Here is a 14,574-nt window from a genome sequence, read left to right as displayed (position 1 = left end):
GTGGTGTCCCGCCTCCGCGGTCCCGTGCTGGTCCCGTCCCGTGTCCCGGATCCCCGGGACATCGCCGGGACGCGGAACGGGGCGCGCGGCCCTGCCGGCCCGGGACGGCGGCGCCGCAGAGTCCTCGCCATGACGCCGACCGACCACCCCGCACGCCACCACGGCACGCGCCGCCCGATCGGCACCCGCCCCATCGACCGCTTCACCCGGGAGCCCGCCATGACGACCGTCCGCACCACCCCCGCCCGCGTCCGCACCGAAGCCGCTCCTCCCACCACCCCGGTGCCCGCCGCGGCGCCGGTGTCGCCGGGCACCGGCCGACTCCGTCTCCTGGGTGCCGGCCTGGCCGCCGGCGCCGCGGTCTACGGGATCACCTTCATGCTCTTCGGCACCGCGGAGAGCGGGACCGGCGCCTTCCTCATCGACGCCACCGGCATCGCGTTCCAGCTCGGGGTGTTCTGCCTGCTTGCCGCGATGTGGCGCACGGACGCCGCCGGCACCACCCGCCTCGCCCGCGCCATGATCGTCGTGGAGTCGGTGGTCCTGGGGATCGCGACGGTCCAGTCGGTCACCACCTTGCCGGCGCTGGGCGGCGAGTGGAGCACCGTCGCCACGGTGCTCGACCCCTTCTGGCCGCTGTCGATGCTCGGCATGGCGGTCCTCGGCATCAAGGTGGCCGTCGCCGGCCGCTGGCGGGGCGCGCTGCGGGCGTGGCCCGTGGTCGCCGAGACCTGGGTGCTCGTCGCGGTGCCGTCCATGATGATCTTCGGTCAGGCCGTGGGCTCGGTCGTCGCCGGAGTGCACTTCCTCGTCGGCTACACCGTCCTCGGCCTCCTGCTGGCCGTGCGTCCGGACCTCACGCGCCGCTGACGCCGCCGATCCGGGCGGAGGGTCCCCTCGAGCGAGGGGGCCCTCCGCTCACGTCACGTTCCGGCTCGTGTCGACGCGGGCACTCGACGGACATGGAGTGCCGCACACTCGGACGGTCGGGCCTGAAGGTCTCGACGATGACGATGGGCACGATGACCTTCGGCGGCAAGGGCGGGTTCGCCTCCCTCGGCGACACCGACGTCGAGGGTGCCACCCGCCAGATCGACCTCTGCGTCGACCACGGCGTGAACCTCGTCGACACCGCGGACATGTACTCCGCCGGGGCGTCGGAGGAGATCGTCGGCCAGGCGACGAAGAACCACCGCGACGACCTGCTGCTCGCCACCAAGTGCCGCTTCCCGATGAGCGACGACCCCAACGACGCCGGCGCCTCGCGCCAGCACATCGTGCGCAGCGTCGAGGGCAGCCTGCGCCGGCTGGACGCCCAGCACATCGACCTCTACCAGCTCCACGGGTGGGACGGCGTCACGCCGCTCGAGGAGACGCTCGAGGCCCTGGACACCCTCGTGAGCAAGGGCAAGATCCGCTACATCGGCTGCTCGAACTACTCGGCCTGGCACATCATGAAGGCGCTCGGGGTCGCCGAGCGCGAGTCCTACCAGCCCTTCGTCTCCCAGCAGATCCACTACACGCTGCAGGCGCGCGAGGCGGAGAACGAGCTGGTGCCGGTCTCGATCGACCAGGGCCTCGGCATCCTCGTCTGGAGCCCGATCGCGGGCGGCCTGCTCTCGGGCAAGTTCCGGCGCGGCCAGGACGACCCGGAGACCTCGCGCCACCTCGGTGAGTGGTCCGAGCCGCCGGTGCACGACCGGGAGCGTCTCTACGACATCATCGAGGTCGCCGCGGAGATCGGCGACGCCCACGGCGTCTCGGTCGCGCAGGTCGCGAACGCGTGGCTGCTGCGCAAGCCGGGGGTCACCTCGCTGGTGATCGGCGCCCGGACCGAGGAGCAGCTGACCGACAACCTCGCCGCGGCCGAGCTCGCGCTCACCGACGACGAGGTCCGCCGCCTCGACGAGGTCAGCGCGACGCCGCTGCTCTACCCGTACTGGCACCAGCAGAACACGATCACCGACCGGCTCTCACCGGCCGACGCCACGCTGCTGGCCTGAGCGTCCGGGGTGGTGCTCCCGGTCGACCCGGGAGCACCGACCCTGGTCCCTCCGCGGCCCGGGGCCGCACACTGCGGCGCACCAGTCACCACCCGGGGGGTCCTCATGTCCGCGCCACCGCCGCACCACGTCACGTCACCCGACGGCACGCCCATCGCGCTCGAGCAGGTCACCGAGGGGCCGCGCCCGATGGTCACCGTGCCGGGCGGCACGAACGGGCGCCGGATCTGGGCCGAGGCCGCCGCCGCACTGGACGGCCGGTACGCCGTGTGGCTCGCCGACCGGCGCGGCAAGGGCGACTCCGGGGACACGGCGCCGTACTCCTTCGAACGGGAGTACGAGGACCTCCACGCCCTCGCCCGGTGGTTCGACGGCGAGGCCGTGTTCGCCGCGCACTCGTCCGGCGCGCTGTGCCTCCTCGGTGCGGCCACGCTCGACCTCCCGGCGGCGTCGCTCGTCGTCTACGAGCCGCCGTGGCCGCTGCCGGGGCGCCCGGACGACACCCCGATCCTCGACGCGATGGACGCCCGGCTGGCCGCCGGCGACGCCGAGGGCGCCGTCGAGATCGGGCTGACGCAGCTGGTGGGGATGCCGGCCGAGGCCGTGGCGGGCATGAAGCGGGCGCCGTCCTGGGCCGAGCGACTGGTCAACGTCCGGGCGTGGCCACGCGAAGGGCGCGAGCTGCTGCGCCTGCCGCTCGGGACGGACGGGCTGCGCGACGTGCGCCTGCGCACCCTCATGCTGCTCGGCGAGCAGAGCCCCGGACACCTGCGGGCCTCGACCGGGGCGGTCGCTGCGACCCTGCCCGACGCCGAGGTCGTTGAGCTGCCCGGCCAGGGCCACGCCGCGCTCCAGACCGCGCCGGCGATGGTCGGCGAGGTGCTCGCCCGCCACCTCCCGTGAGGGTTACTGGCTGGTATCCCTCGCCTGGCGAGGGATACCAGCCAGTAACCGCTCGAGGCGGCCGGGGCGGCGTGTCACGTCGACCCCTGACCCGGGTCACACTCCGCGATCGTCCATCCTGGAGCGGACGGAGGGAGACGCCGGTGCCCAGCCGCCGCAGCGCGAAGGCCGCCCAGCACGAGCAGAACAAGCGCACGATCGTCGAGCTGACCGCGTGGATCACCGTCGGCGCCGCGGTGCTGGTGGTGGCGCTGCACGCGGGGATCTCCGAGACGTCGACCGCCGCCGACGTCCCGCGGGTCACCACGGCCGAGTACCGCTGAGCGCCGGCCGTCGATGATCGAGCTCTGGAACGTCTCGCGGGCGCTCGGCCTCGTCGCCCTCCTGCTCATGGGCGTCGTCCTCGCCCTCGGCGCGCTGCACAACACCTCGCTGAGCCGCCTCGCCGGGCAGGCCCTGCCGCGCTTCGTGCTCGTGGCCCTGCACCGGAACCTCTCGCTGATCACCGTGGTGTTCGTCGTGCTGCACGTCGTCACCGTGCTGATCTCGCCCTACCTGCCGCTGCGGTGGTTCGACGTCCTCGTACCCGGCACCGCCCTCTACAACCCGGTGCCCGCCGCGCTCGGCGCCGTCGCGCTCGACCTGCTGCTCGCGGTGGTGATCTCCTCGAGCCTCCGGCGCTACCTGACCAAGCGCGCGTGGCTGGTCGTGCACTGGACGTCGTACGTGTGCTTCCCGGTGGCGATCGCCCACGCCGTCGCCAACGCCTCGTTCCGCGGCGGCACGTGGTGGACGCTGCTGGTCCCGCTGCTCGCGCTCGGTCTGGTGGTGTGGGCGCTGCTCTACCGGCGCACCGCCCGCCGCCGCGCCGCGCTCCCGCTCGCCGAGCGCGGCCGCACGGACCCCGCCGAGGCGCAGCGCGCCGCGGACCACGCCACGGGCTCGCAGCCGATCGTCCGGGTGGAGGAGCCCGCCCCGGGAGCCGTCCCGCATCCCGCCCCCGACCCGCCGGCGCCCCGGCCCGCGGTCCAGGAGATGCGTGTCGTCCCGCGCCCGGCGCCCCCCGGACGCCACGCGGTCCGGAAGCATGAACAGGACCGCGGACCGGACGCCGCACCGGACGCACCGGACCCCGACGCCCGCACCGAGACCCTCGGCGGCCCCGAGGCGCCGACCGTCGCCCTCCCGCCGCGGCCCCGCCGCCGCTGACCCCCGACACCGGACGCCGGCCCCCGCCGGGAAGGACACCTGAGTGAGAATCCGCCTGACCAGCCTGTTCGTCGACGACCAGCGGGCCGCGCTGGCCTTCTACACCGACGTCCTGGGGTTCACGAAGCGCCACGACATCCCCCTCGGCGACGACTCCTGGCTGACCGTCGCCTCGCCCGAGGACCCCGACGGCCCCGAGCTGCTGCTCGAGCCCGCCGGCCACCCGGCGGTGAAGCCCTTCCGGGACGCGCTGGCGGCCGACGGCATCCCGCAGGCCCAGTTCGCCGTCGACGACGTCGCCGCCGAGTACGAGCGCCTGACGGAGCTGGGCGTCACGTTCACCCAGCCGCCGACCGACATCGGCCCGGCGATCGTCGCCGTCCTCGACGACACCCAGGGCAACCTCGTCCAGCTGCTCAGCGCGAAGAGCTGACCCGCATCCGCTCGAGCGCGGCGATGAGGGTGGCGGCGTCGTACGGCCCGATGTGGCGCTGCGGCACCTCGTCGCCGACGCCGAGGTAGAACGTCGGCGTCCCGGGCAGATCGCTGCTGCGGGCGTCGATCTCGTCGTCGGTGACGCGGTTCGCGGCGTCGCCGTCGCGCAGGTCGTCCTCGATGCGGTCGAGGTCCAGGCCGAGGTCGGCGCAGTAGCCCAGGAGGTCGTCGCGCTCGAGGGCGTCGGCGTGCGCGAAGAACGTGTCGTGGACCTCCCAGAACCGGCCCTGCTGTGCGGCCGCCTCGGCGACCTCGGCGGCCAGCCGGGCGTGCGGATGGGTGTCGGAGAGCGGGAAGTGGCGGAAGACGTAGCGCATCCCGTCGCCGAAGTGCTCGCGGACCTGGCGGATGTTGCCGGTGGCCTTGCCGCAGAACGGGCACTCGAAGTCGCCGTACTCGACGATCGTCAGCGGCGCGTCGACCGGTCCGCGGACGTGGTCGCGGCGCGGGTCCACGGCGCGGAGCAGGTCGTGCGACGGCTCCTCGGGCAGCGAGGACCGGCCGGCCCGGAACACCACGGCGCCGAGCGCCAGCGCGACCACGGAGGCGAGCAGGACCCCGACGCGGGCCTCGTCGGCGAGCAGCGGGTCGGGCAGCGCCAGGTCGACGATGAACAGCGAGATCGTGAAGCCGATGCCGGAGAGCGCCGCGCCGCCCGCGACCTGCGGCATCGTCAGCCCGGGCGCGAGGCTGCCGGGCCGCAGCCGCGCGAGCACCGCCGTCGCGCCGGTGATCCCCACGAACTTGCCGAGGACGAGGCCGAGCACGATGCCCCAGGTCAGCGGCGAGGTCGCGGCCGCGCGCAGGACCTCGCCGGTCAGGGGGACGCCCGCGTTGGCCAGGGCGAACACCGGCACGATGATGAACGCCGTGTACGGCTGCCAGAGCCGCATGAGGCGCTCGTTGACCGACACCGCCCGCTCGAGCCCCAGCCGGGCGCTGCGGGCGTACTCCGGGTTGGGCGACTGGCGGAACGCGCGGGCCAGCGCCGCCGCCCGTTCCACCTCGTGACGCTTGGGCGGGTAGACGGGCAGCAACAGGGCGATCAGCACCCCGGTCAGCGTCGCGTGCACCCCGGACTCGTAGAACGCCACCCAGGTGACCAGCGAGACGACGAGGTACCCGCCGCCGCGCCACACGCGCAGCCGGCGCAGCTGCCAGATGAGCAGGAGCCCGCCGACCGCGACGATCAGCGGGACGACGTGCACCTCGTCGGTGTAGACGAGCGCGATGATCGCCAGCGCGCCGACGTCGTCGGCGACGGCGAGCGTCAGCAGGAAGATCCGCAGGCGCTCGGCGCGACCCGGCCCGATGACCGCCAGCGCCCCGAGCAGGAATGCTGTGTCGGTCGAGATCACCACCCCCCACGCCGACGCCGCCTCGCCCGACGGGTTGAGCAGCAGGAACAGCACCGCGGGCAGGGCGAGCCCGGCCAGCGCGGCCGCGAGCGGGACCGCGGCCTTCGAGCGGTCCCGCAGCTCGCCCAGCGCGAACTCGCGCTTGACCTCCAGCCCGATGACGAAGAAGAACAGCGCCATGAGCCCGTCGTTGACCCAGTGCTGGAGGTCGAGGTCGATCGACGCCCCGCCGACCGAGATCCCGACCGGGGTGTGCCAGAACGCGTCGTAGGTCCACGCCCACGGCGAGTTCGCCCAGAGCAGCGCGAGGACCGTCGCGCCGAGCACGAACACCGCGGCGAGCGACTCGCTCGCGTCACCCTTCCGGGCCGCCGCGATCCGCTCGAGGACGCCGTGCCAGCGGGGACGGCTGTCCGTGACGTCGGCCATGCCCCGATCCAAGCAGGATTCAAGCAGGACGGACGAGCAGTGCCACCGGGTAGCGATCGAGCACACGCGACAGGGCGGGCGCGGACCCCTCGACGGGCCGGCCGGTGATCACGTCGGTCCAGTCGGACGTGCCCCCGGGCAGCGGCAGGACGGTGTCACGCCAGCCGCCCGCGGCCGCCAGCCCGACCGGCAGCCGGGTGGCGACGGCGACGAGCCGCTCGCGGCCGGCCGGCCCGCCCCGGGCGAAGGCCACCGCGTGGTCGGCGGCGACCCCGGCGGCCGGCAGGGGCGCGTAGCCGCTGAAGAGCTCGGGCCGGAAGCGGCGCAGGCGCAGGGCCCCGGAGACGACGGCGAGCTTGGTGGCGGCCACCTCGTCGGGGTCGCCGGCGTCGATCGAGGGGACCCAGCCGCCGTCGAGGCGCTCGAGCAGCCGGCGGCGCGCGTCGAAGTCGACGGGACGTCGGTTGTCCGGGTCGACGAGCGAGTACTCGAAGCACTCGGTGCCCTGGTAGACGTCGGGGACACCGGGGCCGGCGAGTTGGAGCAGCTTCTGGCCCAGCGCGTTGGCGCGGCCGGGGGCGTCGAGCCGGGCGACGAAGGCCTCGATCTCCGCCACGGCCGCGTCGTCGCCCAGCACCCGGTCCGGCCAGGCCGCGACGGCCTCGTCGACCTCGGGCACCGCGTCCACGTGGGCGGTGACGAGCTTCGCCTCCTTGGCCGCCTTGAGCAGGTAGCCCGACAGGCGCTCGGCGGAGATCGGCCACGCCCCGAGCACCGACTGCCAGGCGAGCAGCTCCAGCGACGGCGACGGCAGTGGGTGCCGCGCCGCGGCCGAGCGCAGGAACGCGCCCCAGTCGGCGGTGAGCTCGGAGAGCACGGCGAGCCGTGCGCGGACGTCCTCGGAGCGCTTGGTGTCGTGCGTCGACAGCGTGGTCATCGTGGCGGGCGTCGCCGCCTCGCGCGCCGCCGCCCGGGCGTGGAACTCGGCGGGGGAGACCCCGAAGCGGTCGGGGGCCCCGCCGACCTCGTTGAGCGCGACGAAGCGGTTCCACCGGTAGAACGTGGTGTCCTCGACGCCCTTCGCGGTGACCATCCCGCTGGTCTGCTCGACCCGCTGGGCGAGCAGCCCGCCGGGGTCGGCGAGCATCGCGGCGTGGATCGCGCGGACCGTGTCCGCGAGCTCCGGGCGCGCGGCCGCCGCGGTGTCGACCGCCCGGTCGAGGTCGGCGCGCCCCTCGGGCAGGTAGGAGCGGTAGACGGGGAACGAGCACAGCAGCTCGGCGACCGCGTCGCGGACCTTCTGCTCGTCGGGATGCGAGTCGCCCCCGCCCGGCACCAGCGCGGCGATCCGGCGGACCTCGGCGACCAGGATCTCGTCGGTGACGAGACGGCGGGCCGCGTGCTCGGTGGGGGCGAGGCCCTCCCGGACGCCGGTGTGCTCGGCGGCCACGGCGTCGACCAGCGCCTCGCCGCGGGGGTCGACGAACAGGCCCTGGACCTCGCGCAGCGCCTCGTAGCCGGTGGTGCCGTCGACGGGCCACGACAGCGGCAGCACCTCGCCGGGGCCGAGGATCTTCTCGACCAGCAGCCACGCCTCGTCGCCGAGGGCGGCGCGCAGCCGGCGCAGGTACGCGCCCGGTGCCGAGAGGCCGTCCGGGTGGTCGATGCGCAGGCCGTCGATCTCGCCCGCGGCCCGCCAGCGCAGCACCTCGGCGTGGGTGGCGTCGAAGACGGCCGGGTCGTCGACCCGCACGGCGGCGAGGTCGGAGACGTCGAAGAAGCGCCGGTAGGTCAGCTCGGCGTTGCCGCGACGCCAGTGCACGAGCCGGTAGTGCTGGCGCTCGTGGACCTCCTGCGGCGTACCGCCCTCGGTGCCCGGCGCGATCGGGTAGCGGTGCTCGTAGTAGCGGAGCTCGCCGTCGACGATCTCCAGCGCCGCGGTGTCCTCGGGCGACCCGAGCACCGGGATCAGCAGCGGCCTGGCGGTGAGATCCATCAGGTCGGCGTCGTACCAGGACGCGTACTCCGAGTCCGGTCCGTCCCGCAGCAGCGACCACCACGACGGGTTCGCCGCGGGCGCCGCGACGCCCATGTGGTTGGGCACGAGGTCGACGAGCACGCCGAGCCCGGCCGCCCGCAGCGCGGCGACGAGCTCGCGCCGCCCCTCCTCGCCGCCGAGCTCGTCGTTCGCGTGCGTCGGGTCGACGACGTCGTAGCCGTGGGTCGACCCGGGCGCGGCCTGCAGGATCGGCGAGCAGTACAGGGCCCCGACGCCGAGCGCGTCGAGGTAGCCGACGAGCCCGCGGGCCGCCGCGAAGGGCTGGGCGGGGGAGAGCTGGAGCCGGTAGGTCGACGGAGGGACTCCGGTCGATGCGCCGGCTCCGCTGCGCTCCGCGGCTGTCATGCGGAGTGCTCCGCGAGGTCGGTGCGCTGCAGCAGCATCATCGAGCGGGACGCGACCTGCAGGACGTCGCCGCCGACGTGGTCGGCCACGTCGTCGGGCAGGGACGGCGTGTTCCAGGTCTGCGTGGTCCGCGCGGTGCCCACGACCACCTCGCCGGTGGTGGTGTCGAGGACCGTCGCCCAGCGGTGGGGGAAGCCCTCGCCGGGCACGGTGACGTCGACGTCCTCGTGGTGCGCGTTGAAGATCATCATGAAGCTGTCGTCGACCACCCGCTGGCCGCGGGCGTCGCTCTCGAGGATGCCGTCGCCGTTGAGGAACACGGTCAGCACGGCCGCCTCGCCGGACTCCCAGTCGGCGTCGCCCATCTCCTCGCCCGAGGAGGTGAACCAGGCGATGTCGCGCTGGACCTCGTCGGTGGGGGCCCCCGCGGCCGGCCGGATCGGGCGGCCGTTGAAGAACCGCCGCCGCCGGAACACGGGGTGCGAGGCGCGCAGCTCGGCGACCTTCCCCGTGTAGTCCATGAGCTCGGAGTCGGCCTTCTCCGGCGACCACTCCATCCACGAGATCGTGGAGTCCTGGCAGTAGCCGTTGTTGTTGCCGTACTGCGTGCGGCCGATCTCGTCCCCGTGCAGCAGCATCGGCACGCCCTGGGACAGGAACAGCGTCGCGAGGAAGTTGCGCCGCTGCCGGTGCCGCAGCTCGTTGACCGCCGCGTCGTCGGTGGGCCCCTCGACCCCGTGGTTCCAGGAGCGGTTGTCGTCGGCGCCGTCCTGGCCGCCCTCGCCGTTGGCCTCGTTGTGCTTGTCGTTGTAGGAGACGAGGTCGGTGAGGGTGAACCCGTCGTGCGCGGTGACGAAGTTGACCGACGCGTAGGGGCGGCGCCCGTCGTCCTGGTACAGATCCGACGAACCCGTGAGCCGCGACCCGAACTCCCCGAGCGTGCCCGGGGTGCCGCGCCAGAAGTCGCGGACGGTGTCGCGGTACTTGCCGTTCCACTCGGTCCAGCCGGGCGGGAAGTTGCCCACCTGGTAGCCGCCGGGGCCGACGTCCCACGGCTCGGCGATCAGCTTGACCTGCGAGATCACCGGGTCTTGCTGGACGAGGTCGAAGAAGGTCGAGAGCCGGTCGACGTCGTAGAACTCGCGGGCCAGGGTCGCGGCCAGGTCGAACCGGAAGCCGTCCACGTGCATCTCGGTGACCCAGTACCGCAGCGAGTCCATGATCAGCTGCAGCGTGTGCGGGTGCCGGACGTTGAGCGAGTTGCCGGTGCCCGTGTAGTCCATGTAGTACTGCGGGTCGTCGTCGACGAGGCGGTAGTAGGCCTGGTTGTCCGCGCCGCGCATCGACAGCGTCGGGCCCTGGTGGTTGCCCTCGGCGGTGTGGTTGTAGACGACGTCGAGGATCACCTCGATGCCGGCCGCGTGCAGGTCGCGCACCATCGCCTTGAACTCCTGCACGTGCGCCCCGGGCGCCGGCGCGCCCGTGATCGACGGCGTCGCGTAGCCGTAGTGCGGGGCGAAGAAGGCGATCGTGTTGTAGCCCCAGTAGTTGCGCAGCTCGCGCTGGACCAGGGCGTCGTCGTGCACGAACTGGTGCACCGGCATGAGCTCGATCGCCGTGATGCCCAGGCGCTGCAGGTGGGCGATGACGGCCGGGTGGGCGACCCCGGAGTAGGTCCCGCGCATCTCCTCGGGCACCTCGGGGTGCAGCTGCGTGAGCCCCTTGACGTGCGCCTCGTAGATCACGGTGTCGTGGTACGGCGTGCGCGGCGGGCGGTCGTCATGCCAGTCGAAGAACGGGTTGATCACCACGGACTTCGGCACGTGCTGGGCCGAGTCGTCGTGGTTGACCTCGTCGGGGTCGTCGAAGTGGTAGCCGAACAGCGCCTCGTCCCACGCGTAGGTGGTGCCGAGCGTGCCGTCGACCGCCTTCGCGTATGGGTCGATGAGCAACTTGTGGCTGTTGCACCGCAAGCCCTGGTCGGGCTCGTACGGTCCGCGGACCCGGTAGCCGTAGCGCTGGCCGGGCACGACGCCGGGCAGGTACCCGTGCCAGACGAAGCCGTCGCGCTCGGGCAGCGGGACGACCGTCTCGCGCCCGGCGTCGTCGAACAGGCACAGGTCGACGCCCTCGGCGACCTCGCTGAACAGCGAGAAGTTGGTCCCCGCCCCGTCGTAGGTCGCGCCCAGGGGGTAGGACGTGCCGGGCCAGGGCTGCATCGAGCTTCCTCCGGGGAGTGGGAGACCGTCGGTGGACACGGGCGGGGGTGCCCGACCGGCACGGCGAGGATACGGGCGCCGTTACGATCGCCGCCGTGGCCACGGTCTTCACCAAGATCATCAACGGCGAGCTGCCGGGGCGCTTCGTCTGGTCGGACGACCAGGTGGTGGCGTTCCTGTCGATCAACCCCTTGGGGCCCGGCCACGTGCTGGTCGTCCCCCGGGAGGAGGTCGACCAGTGGCTCGACGCCCCGGACGGTCTCTTCGACCACGTCCTCACGGTCGCGAAGGCGATCGGGTCGGTGATCCGGGACACCTTCTCCCCGCCGCGCGTGGCGCTGATGATCGCCGGGTTCGAGGTCCCGCACCTCCACGTTCACGTCCACCCGGCGTGGGGCCTCGAGGCGTTCGACTTCTCGCAGGCCGACAGCGACCCGGACGCGGGGGAGATGGACCGGCACGCGGAGTCGATCCGCGCCGGGCTGCGCGCCGCGGGCCACGGGTCCGCGGTCCCGGACGCGTGACGCAGCTGCTGCTGGTCCGCCACGGCGAGCCCCTCGCGGCCACCGTGGAGCCCGGCGCCCCCGATGAGGGTGTCGGCGCCGACCCGGGGCTCTCGGACCGCGGACACGAGCAGGCCGACCGGTTCGCCACCTGGCTCGCGGCCGCGCCCGAGCGGGCGGACGTCACCGAGGTCGTCACCTCGACCATGCGACGGGCGAAGGAGACGGCGGCCCCGGCGGTGCGCCTGCTCGGCGTGGCCGAGCCGGCCGCGGTCGAGGACCTCTGCGAGTTCGACCGCGGCCGGGCGAGCTACCGCCCGGTGCACCTGCGTGACGAGGCCGACGAGGACTGGCGCAGCATCCGCGCCGGGGTCTACCCCTCCTACGTCGACGGGGCCGCCTTCGCGGCGCGGGTCGCCGCCGCCCTCGACGCGGTGGCGGCCCGCCAGGACCCGCGGGCGACCGCCGTCGTCGTGTGCCACGCCGGGGTGATCAACACCTACGTCACGGGGATCCTCGGGATCGACCGCCCGCTGGTGTTCCCCCTGCACCACACCTCGGTGACGCGAGTGCTGGTCTCGCGGTCGGGGACCCGCCGGGTCAGCGCGGTCAACGAGACCCAGCACGTCGCGGAGATCCTCTGATGAGCGACCCCGCGACCGGCCCCACGACCGGCCCGGACCGTCCCGACGACGTCGGCTGGCTCGGCCCCGAACGGCTGCTGGCCTTCAGCGACGGCGTCGTCGCGATCGCCCTGACGCTGCTGATCCTCCCGCTGGCCGAGCTCGTCCCCGAGGCGGGCGAGGCGGGGCGGTCGGGCCTGAGCGTGATCACCGAGAACCTCGCGCCGATCGGCAGCTTCGTCCTGAGCTTCGTCGTCATCGGGCGGTTCTGGGCCGCGCACCACCGGGTGTTCAACGCCGCCGAGCGGGTCAGCTCGCGCCTCGTGTGGGTCAACACGGCCTGGCTGTTCACGATCGTGGTGCTGCCGTTCCCCACCGAGATGGTCGGGGCGTTCGAGGACGACCCGTTCACGCTGCGGTTCTACGTGCTGACGCTGTTCGTCAGCAGCGCGCTGCTCTCGGTCATGACCGTGATGGTCCGGCGGTCGCGCACCGACGCGGATCCCGCCGCGCCGCGCCACATCGCCACCGGCAGCACGGCCTCGCTGTTCCTCGTGGTCTTCCTCGTGACGCTGGTGGCGCCCCAGTGGGGCTACTGGCCGCTGCTGCTGCTCCTCGCGACGAACCCCCTCGAGCGGCTCCTCGGCCCCGTGGTCGACCGCCGGCTGAACCGCACGACGGGGCGATGACGGTCTTGTCCGCCCCGCGGCGGTGGACGACGCTCGCCCCATGACCACGTCGACGACGGGTCGTGCGGCGCAGCGCACGGTCCTCGCCGCGATGACCCTCGCCAACGCGATGATCCTCGTGGACCAGACGGCGGTGCCCCTGGCACTGCCCGACATCGCCCAGGACTTCCGCGTGAGCTCGCTGCTCGTGCAGTGGGTGCTCACCGCCAGCCTGCTGCCCCTGGCGGGCCTGCTGGTGCTCGGCGGACGTCTCGGCGACCTCCTCGGGCGCCGCCGCGTGTTCCTCCTCGGCTCCGTCGTCTTCGCCGGGGCCTCGGCGGTCGGCGGCGCGGCCCCGGACTTCCCGGTCCTGCTCGCGGCACGGGTCTGCCAGGGCGCGGGCGGCGCGCTGATGCTGCCGGCGACCGTCGCGATCCTGTCGAGCACGTTCGACGCCCGGGAGCGCGGCCGGGCCCTCGGGCTCATGGGCGGGATCGCGGCGACCGCGGGCGCGCTCGGCCCGACCATCGGCGGCGTGCTGACCTCGGCGATCAGCTGGCGCGCGGTCCTGCTGATCAACCTGCCGCTGCTCGTCGTGACGTTGTGGGCGACCCTGCGGTCCGTCCCGGCGGACGGGCCGCGCCAGAAGGGCCAGCACGTCGACCTGCCCGGCGCCGCGCTCCTCGGACTGGTGCTCGTCGGGCTCGTGTTCGGCCTCGCCCAGACGACGACCGACGGCTGGACCGCCCCGGACGTGGTCGTCTCCCTGGTCGTCGCCGTCGTCGCGGCCGTGCTCTTCGTCCGGCGGGAGCGGCGCATCGCCGACCCGCTGCTCGACCTGCGCCTGCTGTCCACGAGCGCCGACTACCGCGGGGCGACGATCTCCCAGGGGCTGGCCGGGATGGCCGAGATGGGTCTCGGGCTGATCCTGCCGCTCGTGCTCGTGCTCAACCTCGAGATGGATCCCGCGCTGGCCGGGCTCGCCCTGCTGTCGACCACCGTGCCCATGGTCGTGATCGCCCCGCTGGTGGGCGGCTGGTACGACAAGGCCGGCGGCCGCCCGCCCCTGGTCGTGGGCTTCGTGCTGCTGGCCGTCTCCGGGGTGCTGCTCGCGCTCGGCATCTCGACCAACGACTTCTGGTGGTTGTTGCCGGGTCTCGTGGTCTACGGCGTCGGGCTCGCTGTCGTGCTCACCGTCAACGACCCGGTCAGCCTCGACACGGTGCCCGAGCGCGACCACGGGCAGGCCTCCGGGGTGTCCGCCACGGCGGAGCAGGGCGGCGGCGCGGTCGGGATCGCCCTCCTCTACGCCGTGTTCCACCTGACCTATCTCTCGTCGCTCACCGACGGGGTCGCGGCCCGAGGGCTCCCGCCCCTGACGGCCGAGACCGGGAGCGAGCTCCGTGACGCGCTGGCCGACGCGCAGCAGACGGGACTGGTGCCCCGCACCTTCGATCCGCGGGTCGCCGAGTACCTCGACGCCGCCCGCCACGCCTCGGACCAGGGCTACGCCGTGGCCTTCCTGGCGGTGACCGTCCTGTCGGTCGTCGGGGCGGTGACGTCCGCCTGGCTCGTGCGGCGCCCGCCGCCACCGGACACGGACGTCGCCGCGGCCGAGGTCCCCGAGTCGGCGTGGGGCACCGAGCCCGACCAGCCGGGTCTGGACCTCCTGGACGAGCCCGCGGCGCCCGCACGTCACCCGGTGCGACCTGCGCGGCTGGCGTCGTCGACCGAACGGGCCCGACGGGCGTCCGGCTGAC

At 73.8% G+C, this 14,574-nt stretch carries 13 protein-coding genes; 10 read left to right on the top strand and 3 right to left on the bottom strand.

Features of this window, described 5'->3' with window-relative positions:
- Nucleotides 1–129: 129 nt before the first annotated feature.
- From QSK03_RS03140 to QSK03_RS03115, 6 genes are all read left to right on the top strand, one after another.
- On the top strand, nucleotides 130–870 hold the full coding sequence (locus QSK03_RS03140; RefSeq protein WP_285648493.1) for a hypothetical protein: 741 nt from the start codon (nucleotides 130–132) through the stop codon (nucleotides 868–870).
- Nucleotides 871–1,007: 137 nt separating this feature from the next.
- Nucleotides 1,008–2,003 carry an aldo/keto reductase gene (locus tag QSK03_RS03135; RefSeq protein ID WP_285648492.1) on the top strand — a complete coding sequence of 332 codons (996 nt, stop codon included), beginning with the start codon at nucleotides 1,008–1,010 and terminating at the stop codon, nucleotides 2,001–2,003.
- Nucleotides 2,004–2,108: 105 nt separating this feature from the next.
- On the top strand, nucleotides 2,109–2,906 hold the full coding sequence (locus tag QSK03_RS03130) for an alpha/beta fold hydrolase (protein ID WP_285648491.1): 798 nt from the start codon (nucleotides 2,109–2,111) through the stop codon (nucleotides 2,904–2,906).
- Between the two features lie 143 nt (nucleotides 2,907–3,049).
- Nucleotides 3,050–3,229 (top strand): hypothetical protein, encoded by a 180-nt coding sequence (locus QSK03_RS03125; RefSeq protein WP_285648490.1) that lies wholly within the window; start codon nucleotides 3,050–3,052, stop codon nucleotides 3,227–3,229.
- A gap of 13 nt (nucleotides 3,230–3,242) precedes the next feature.
- Nucleotides 3,243–4,115, top strand: a complete 873-nt coding sequence (locus QSK03_RS03120; protein WP_285648489.1) for a ferric reductase-like transmembrane domain-containing protein — start codon at nucleotides 3,243–3,245, stop codon at nucleotides 4,113–4,115.
- A gap of 43 nt (nucleotides 4,116–4,158) precedes the next feature.
- Entirely contained in the window at nucleotides 4,159–4,548 is a 390-nt protein-coding gene (locus tag QSK03_RS03115) for a VOC family protein (RefSeq protein WP_285648488.1), read from the top strand.
- Here the strand turns inward: QSK03_RS03115 and nhaA are convergent.
- The 3 genes from nhaA to glgX are packed head-to-tail and all read right to left on the bottom strand — an operon-like array spanning nucleotide 4,532 to nucleotide 11,020.
- Nucleotides 4,532–6,397, bottom strand: coding sequence for a Na+/H+ antiporter NhaA (nhaA, locus tag QSK03_RS03110; protein WP_285648487.1), 1,866 nt, complete (start codon nucleotides 6,395–6,397; stop codon nucleotides 4,532–4,534). The genes QSK03_RS03115 and nhaA overlap by 17 nt on opposite strands.
- A gap of 19 nt (nucleotides 6,398–6,416) precedes the next feature.
- Nucleotides 6,417–8,801 (bottom strand): malto-oligosyltrehalose synthase, encoded by a 2,385-nt coding sequence (gene treY, locus QSK03_RS03105; protein ID WP_285648486.1) that lies wholly within the window; start codon nucleotides 8,799–8,801, stop codon nucleotides 6,417–6,419.
- Nucleotides 8,798–11,020 carry a glycogen debranching protein GlgX gene (gene glgX, locus QSK03_RS03100; RefSeq protein WP_285648485.1) on the bottom strand — a complete coding sequence of 741 codons (2,223 nt, stop codon included), beginning with the start codon at nucleotides 11,018–11,020 and terminating at the stop codon, nucleotides 8,798–8,800. The genes treY and glgX overlap by 4 nt, the downstream gene beginning before the upstream one ends.
- A 95-nt stretch (nucleotides 11,021–11,115) precedes the next feature.
- Here glgX and QSK03_RS03095 point away from each other — a divergent pair, with 95 nt between their 5' ends.
- Genes QSK03_RS03095 through QSK03_RS03080 form a run of 4 tightly spaced genes read left to right on the top strand, consistent with a single transcriptional unit; the run spans nucleotide 11,116 to nucleotide 14,573 of the window.
- Complete coding sequence (locus tag QSK03_RS03095) at nucleotides 11,116–11,544, top strand: HIT family protein (RefSeq protein ID WP_285648484.1); 429 nt, start codon at nucleotides 11,116–11,118, stop codon at nucleotides 11,542–11,544.
- Nucleotides 11,541–12,167, top strand: a complete 627-nt coding sequence (locus QSK03_RS03090) for a histidine phosphatase family protein (protein ID WP_285648483.1) — start codon at nucleotides 11,541–11,543, stop codon at nucleotides 12,165–12,167. The genes QSK03_RS03095 and QSK03_RS03090 overlap by 4 nt, the downstream gene beginning before the upstream one ends.
- Nucleotides 12,167–12,835 (top strand): TMEM175 family protein, encoded by a 669-nt coding sequence (locus tag QSK03_RS03085; RefSeq protein WP_285648482.1) that lies wholly within the window; start codon nucleotides 12,167–12,169, stop codon nucleotides 12,833–12,835. Before QSK03_RS03090 ends, QSK03_RS03085 begins: the two co-directional genes overlap by 1 nt.
- A gap of 40 nt (nucleotides 12,836–12,875) precedes the next feature.
- The gene (locus QSK03_RS03080) at nucleotides 12,876–14,573 is read left to right on the top strand and encodes an MFS transporter (protein WP_285648481.1); all 1,698 of its coding nucleotides are present in this window, start codon (nucleotides 12,876–12,878) and stop codon (nucleotides 14,571–14,573) included.
- Nucleotide 14,574 lies beyond the last annotated feature (1 nt).

Source organism: Actinomycetospora sp. NBRC 106375, from assembly GCF_030269665.1.
GTDB lineage: Bacteria > Actinomycetota > Actinomycetes > Mycobacteriales > Pseudonocardiaceae > Actinomycetospora.
The sequence above is the reverse complement of the archived record's forward strand: the minus strand, read 5'-3'. Positions and strand labels throughout refer to the sequence as shown.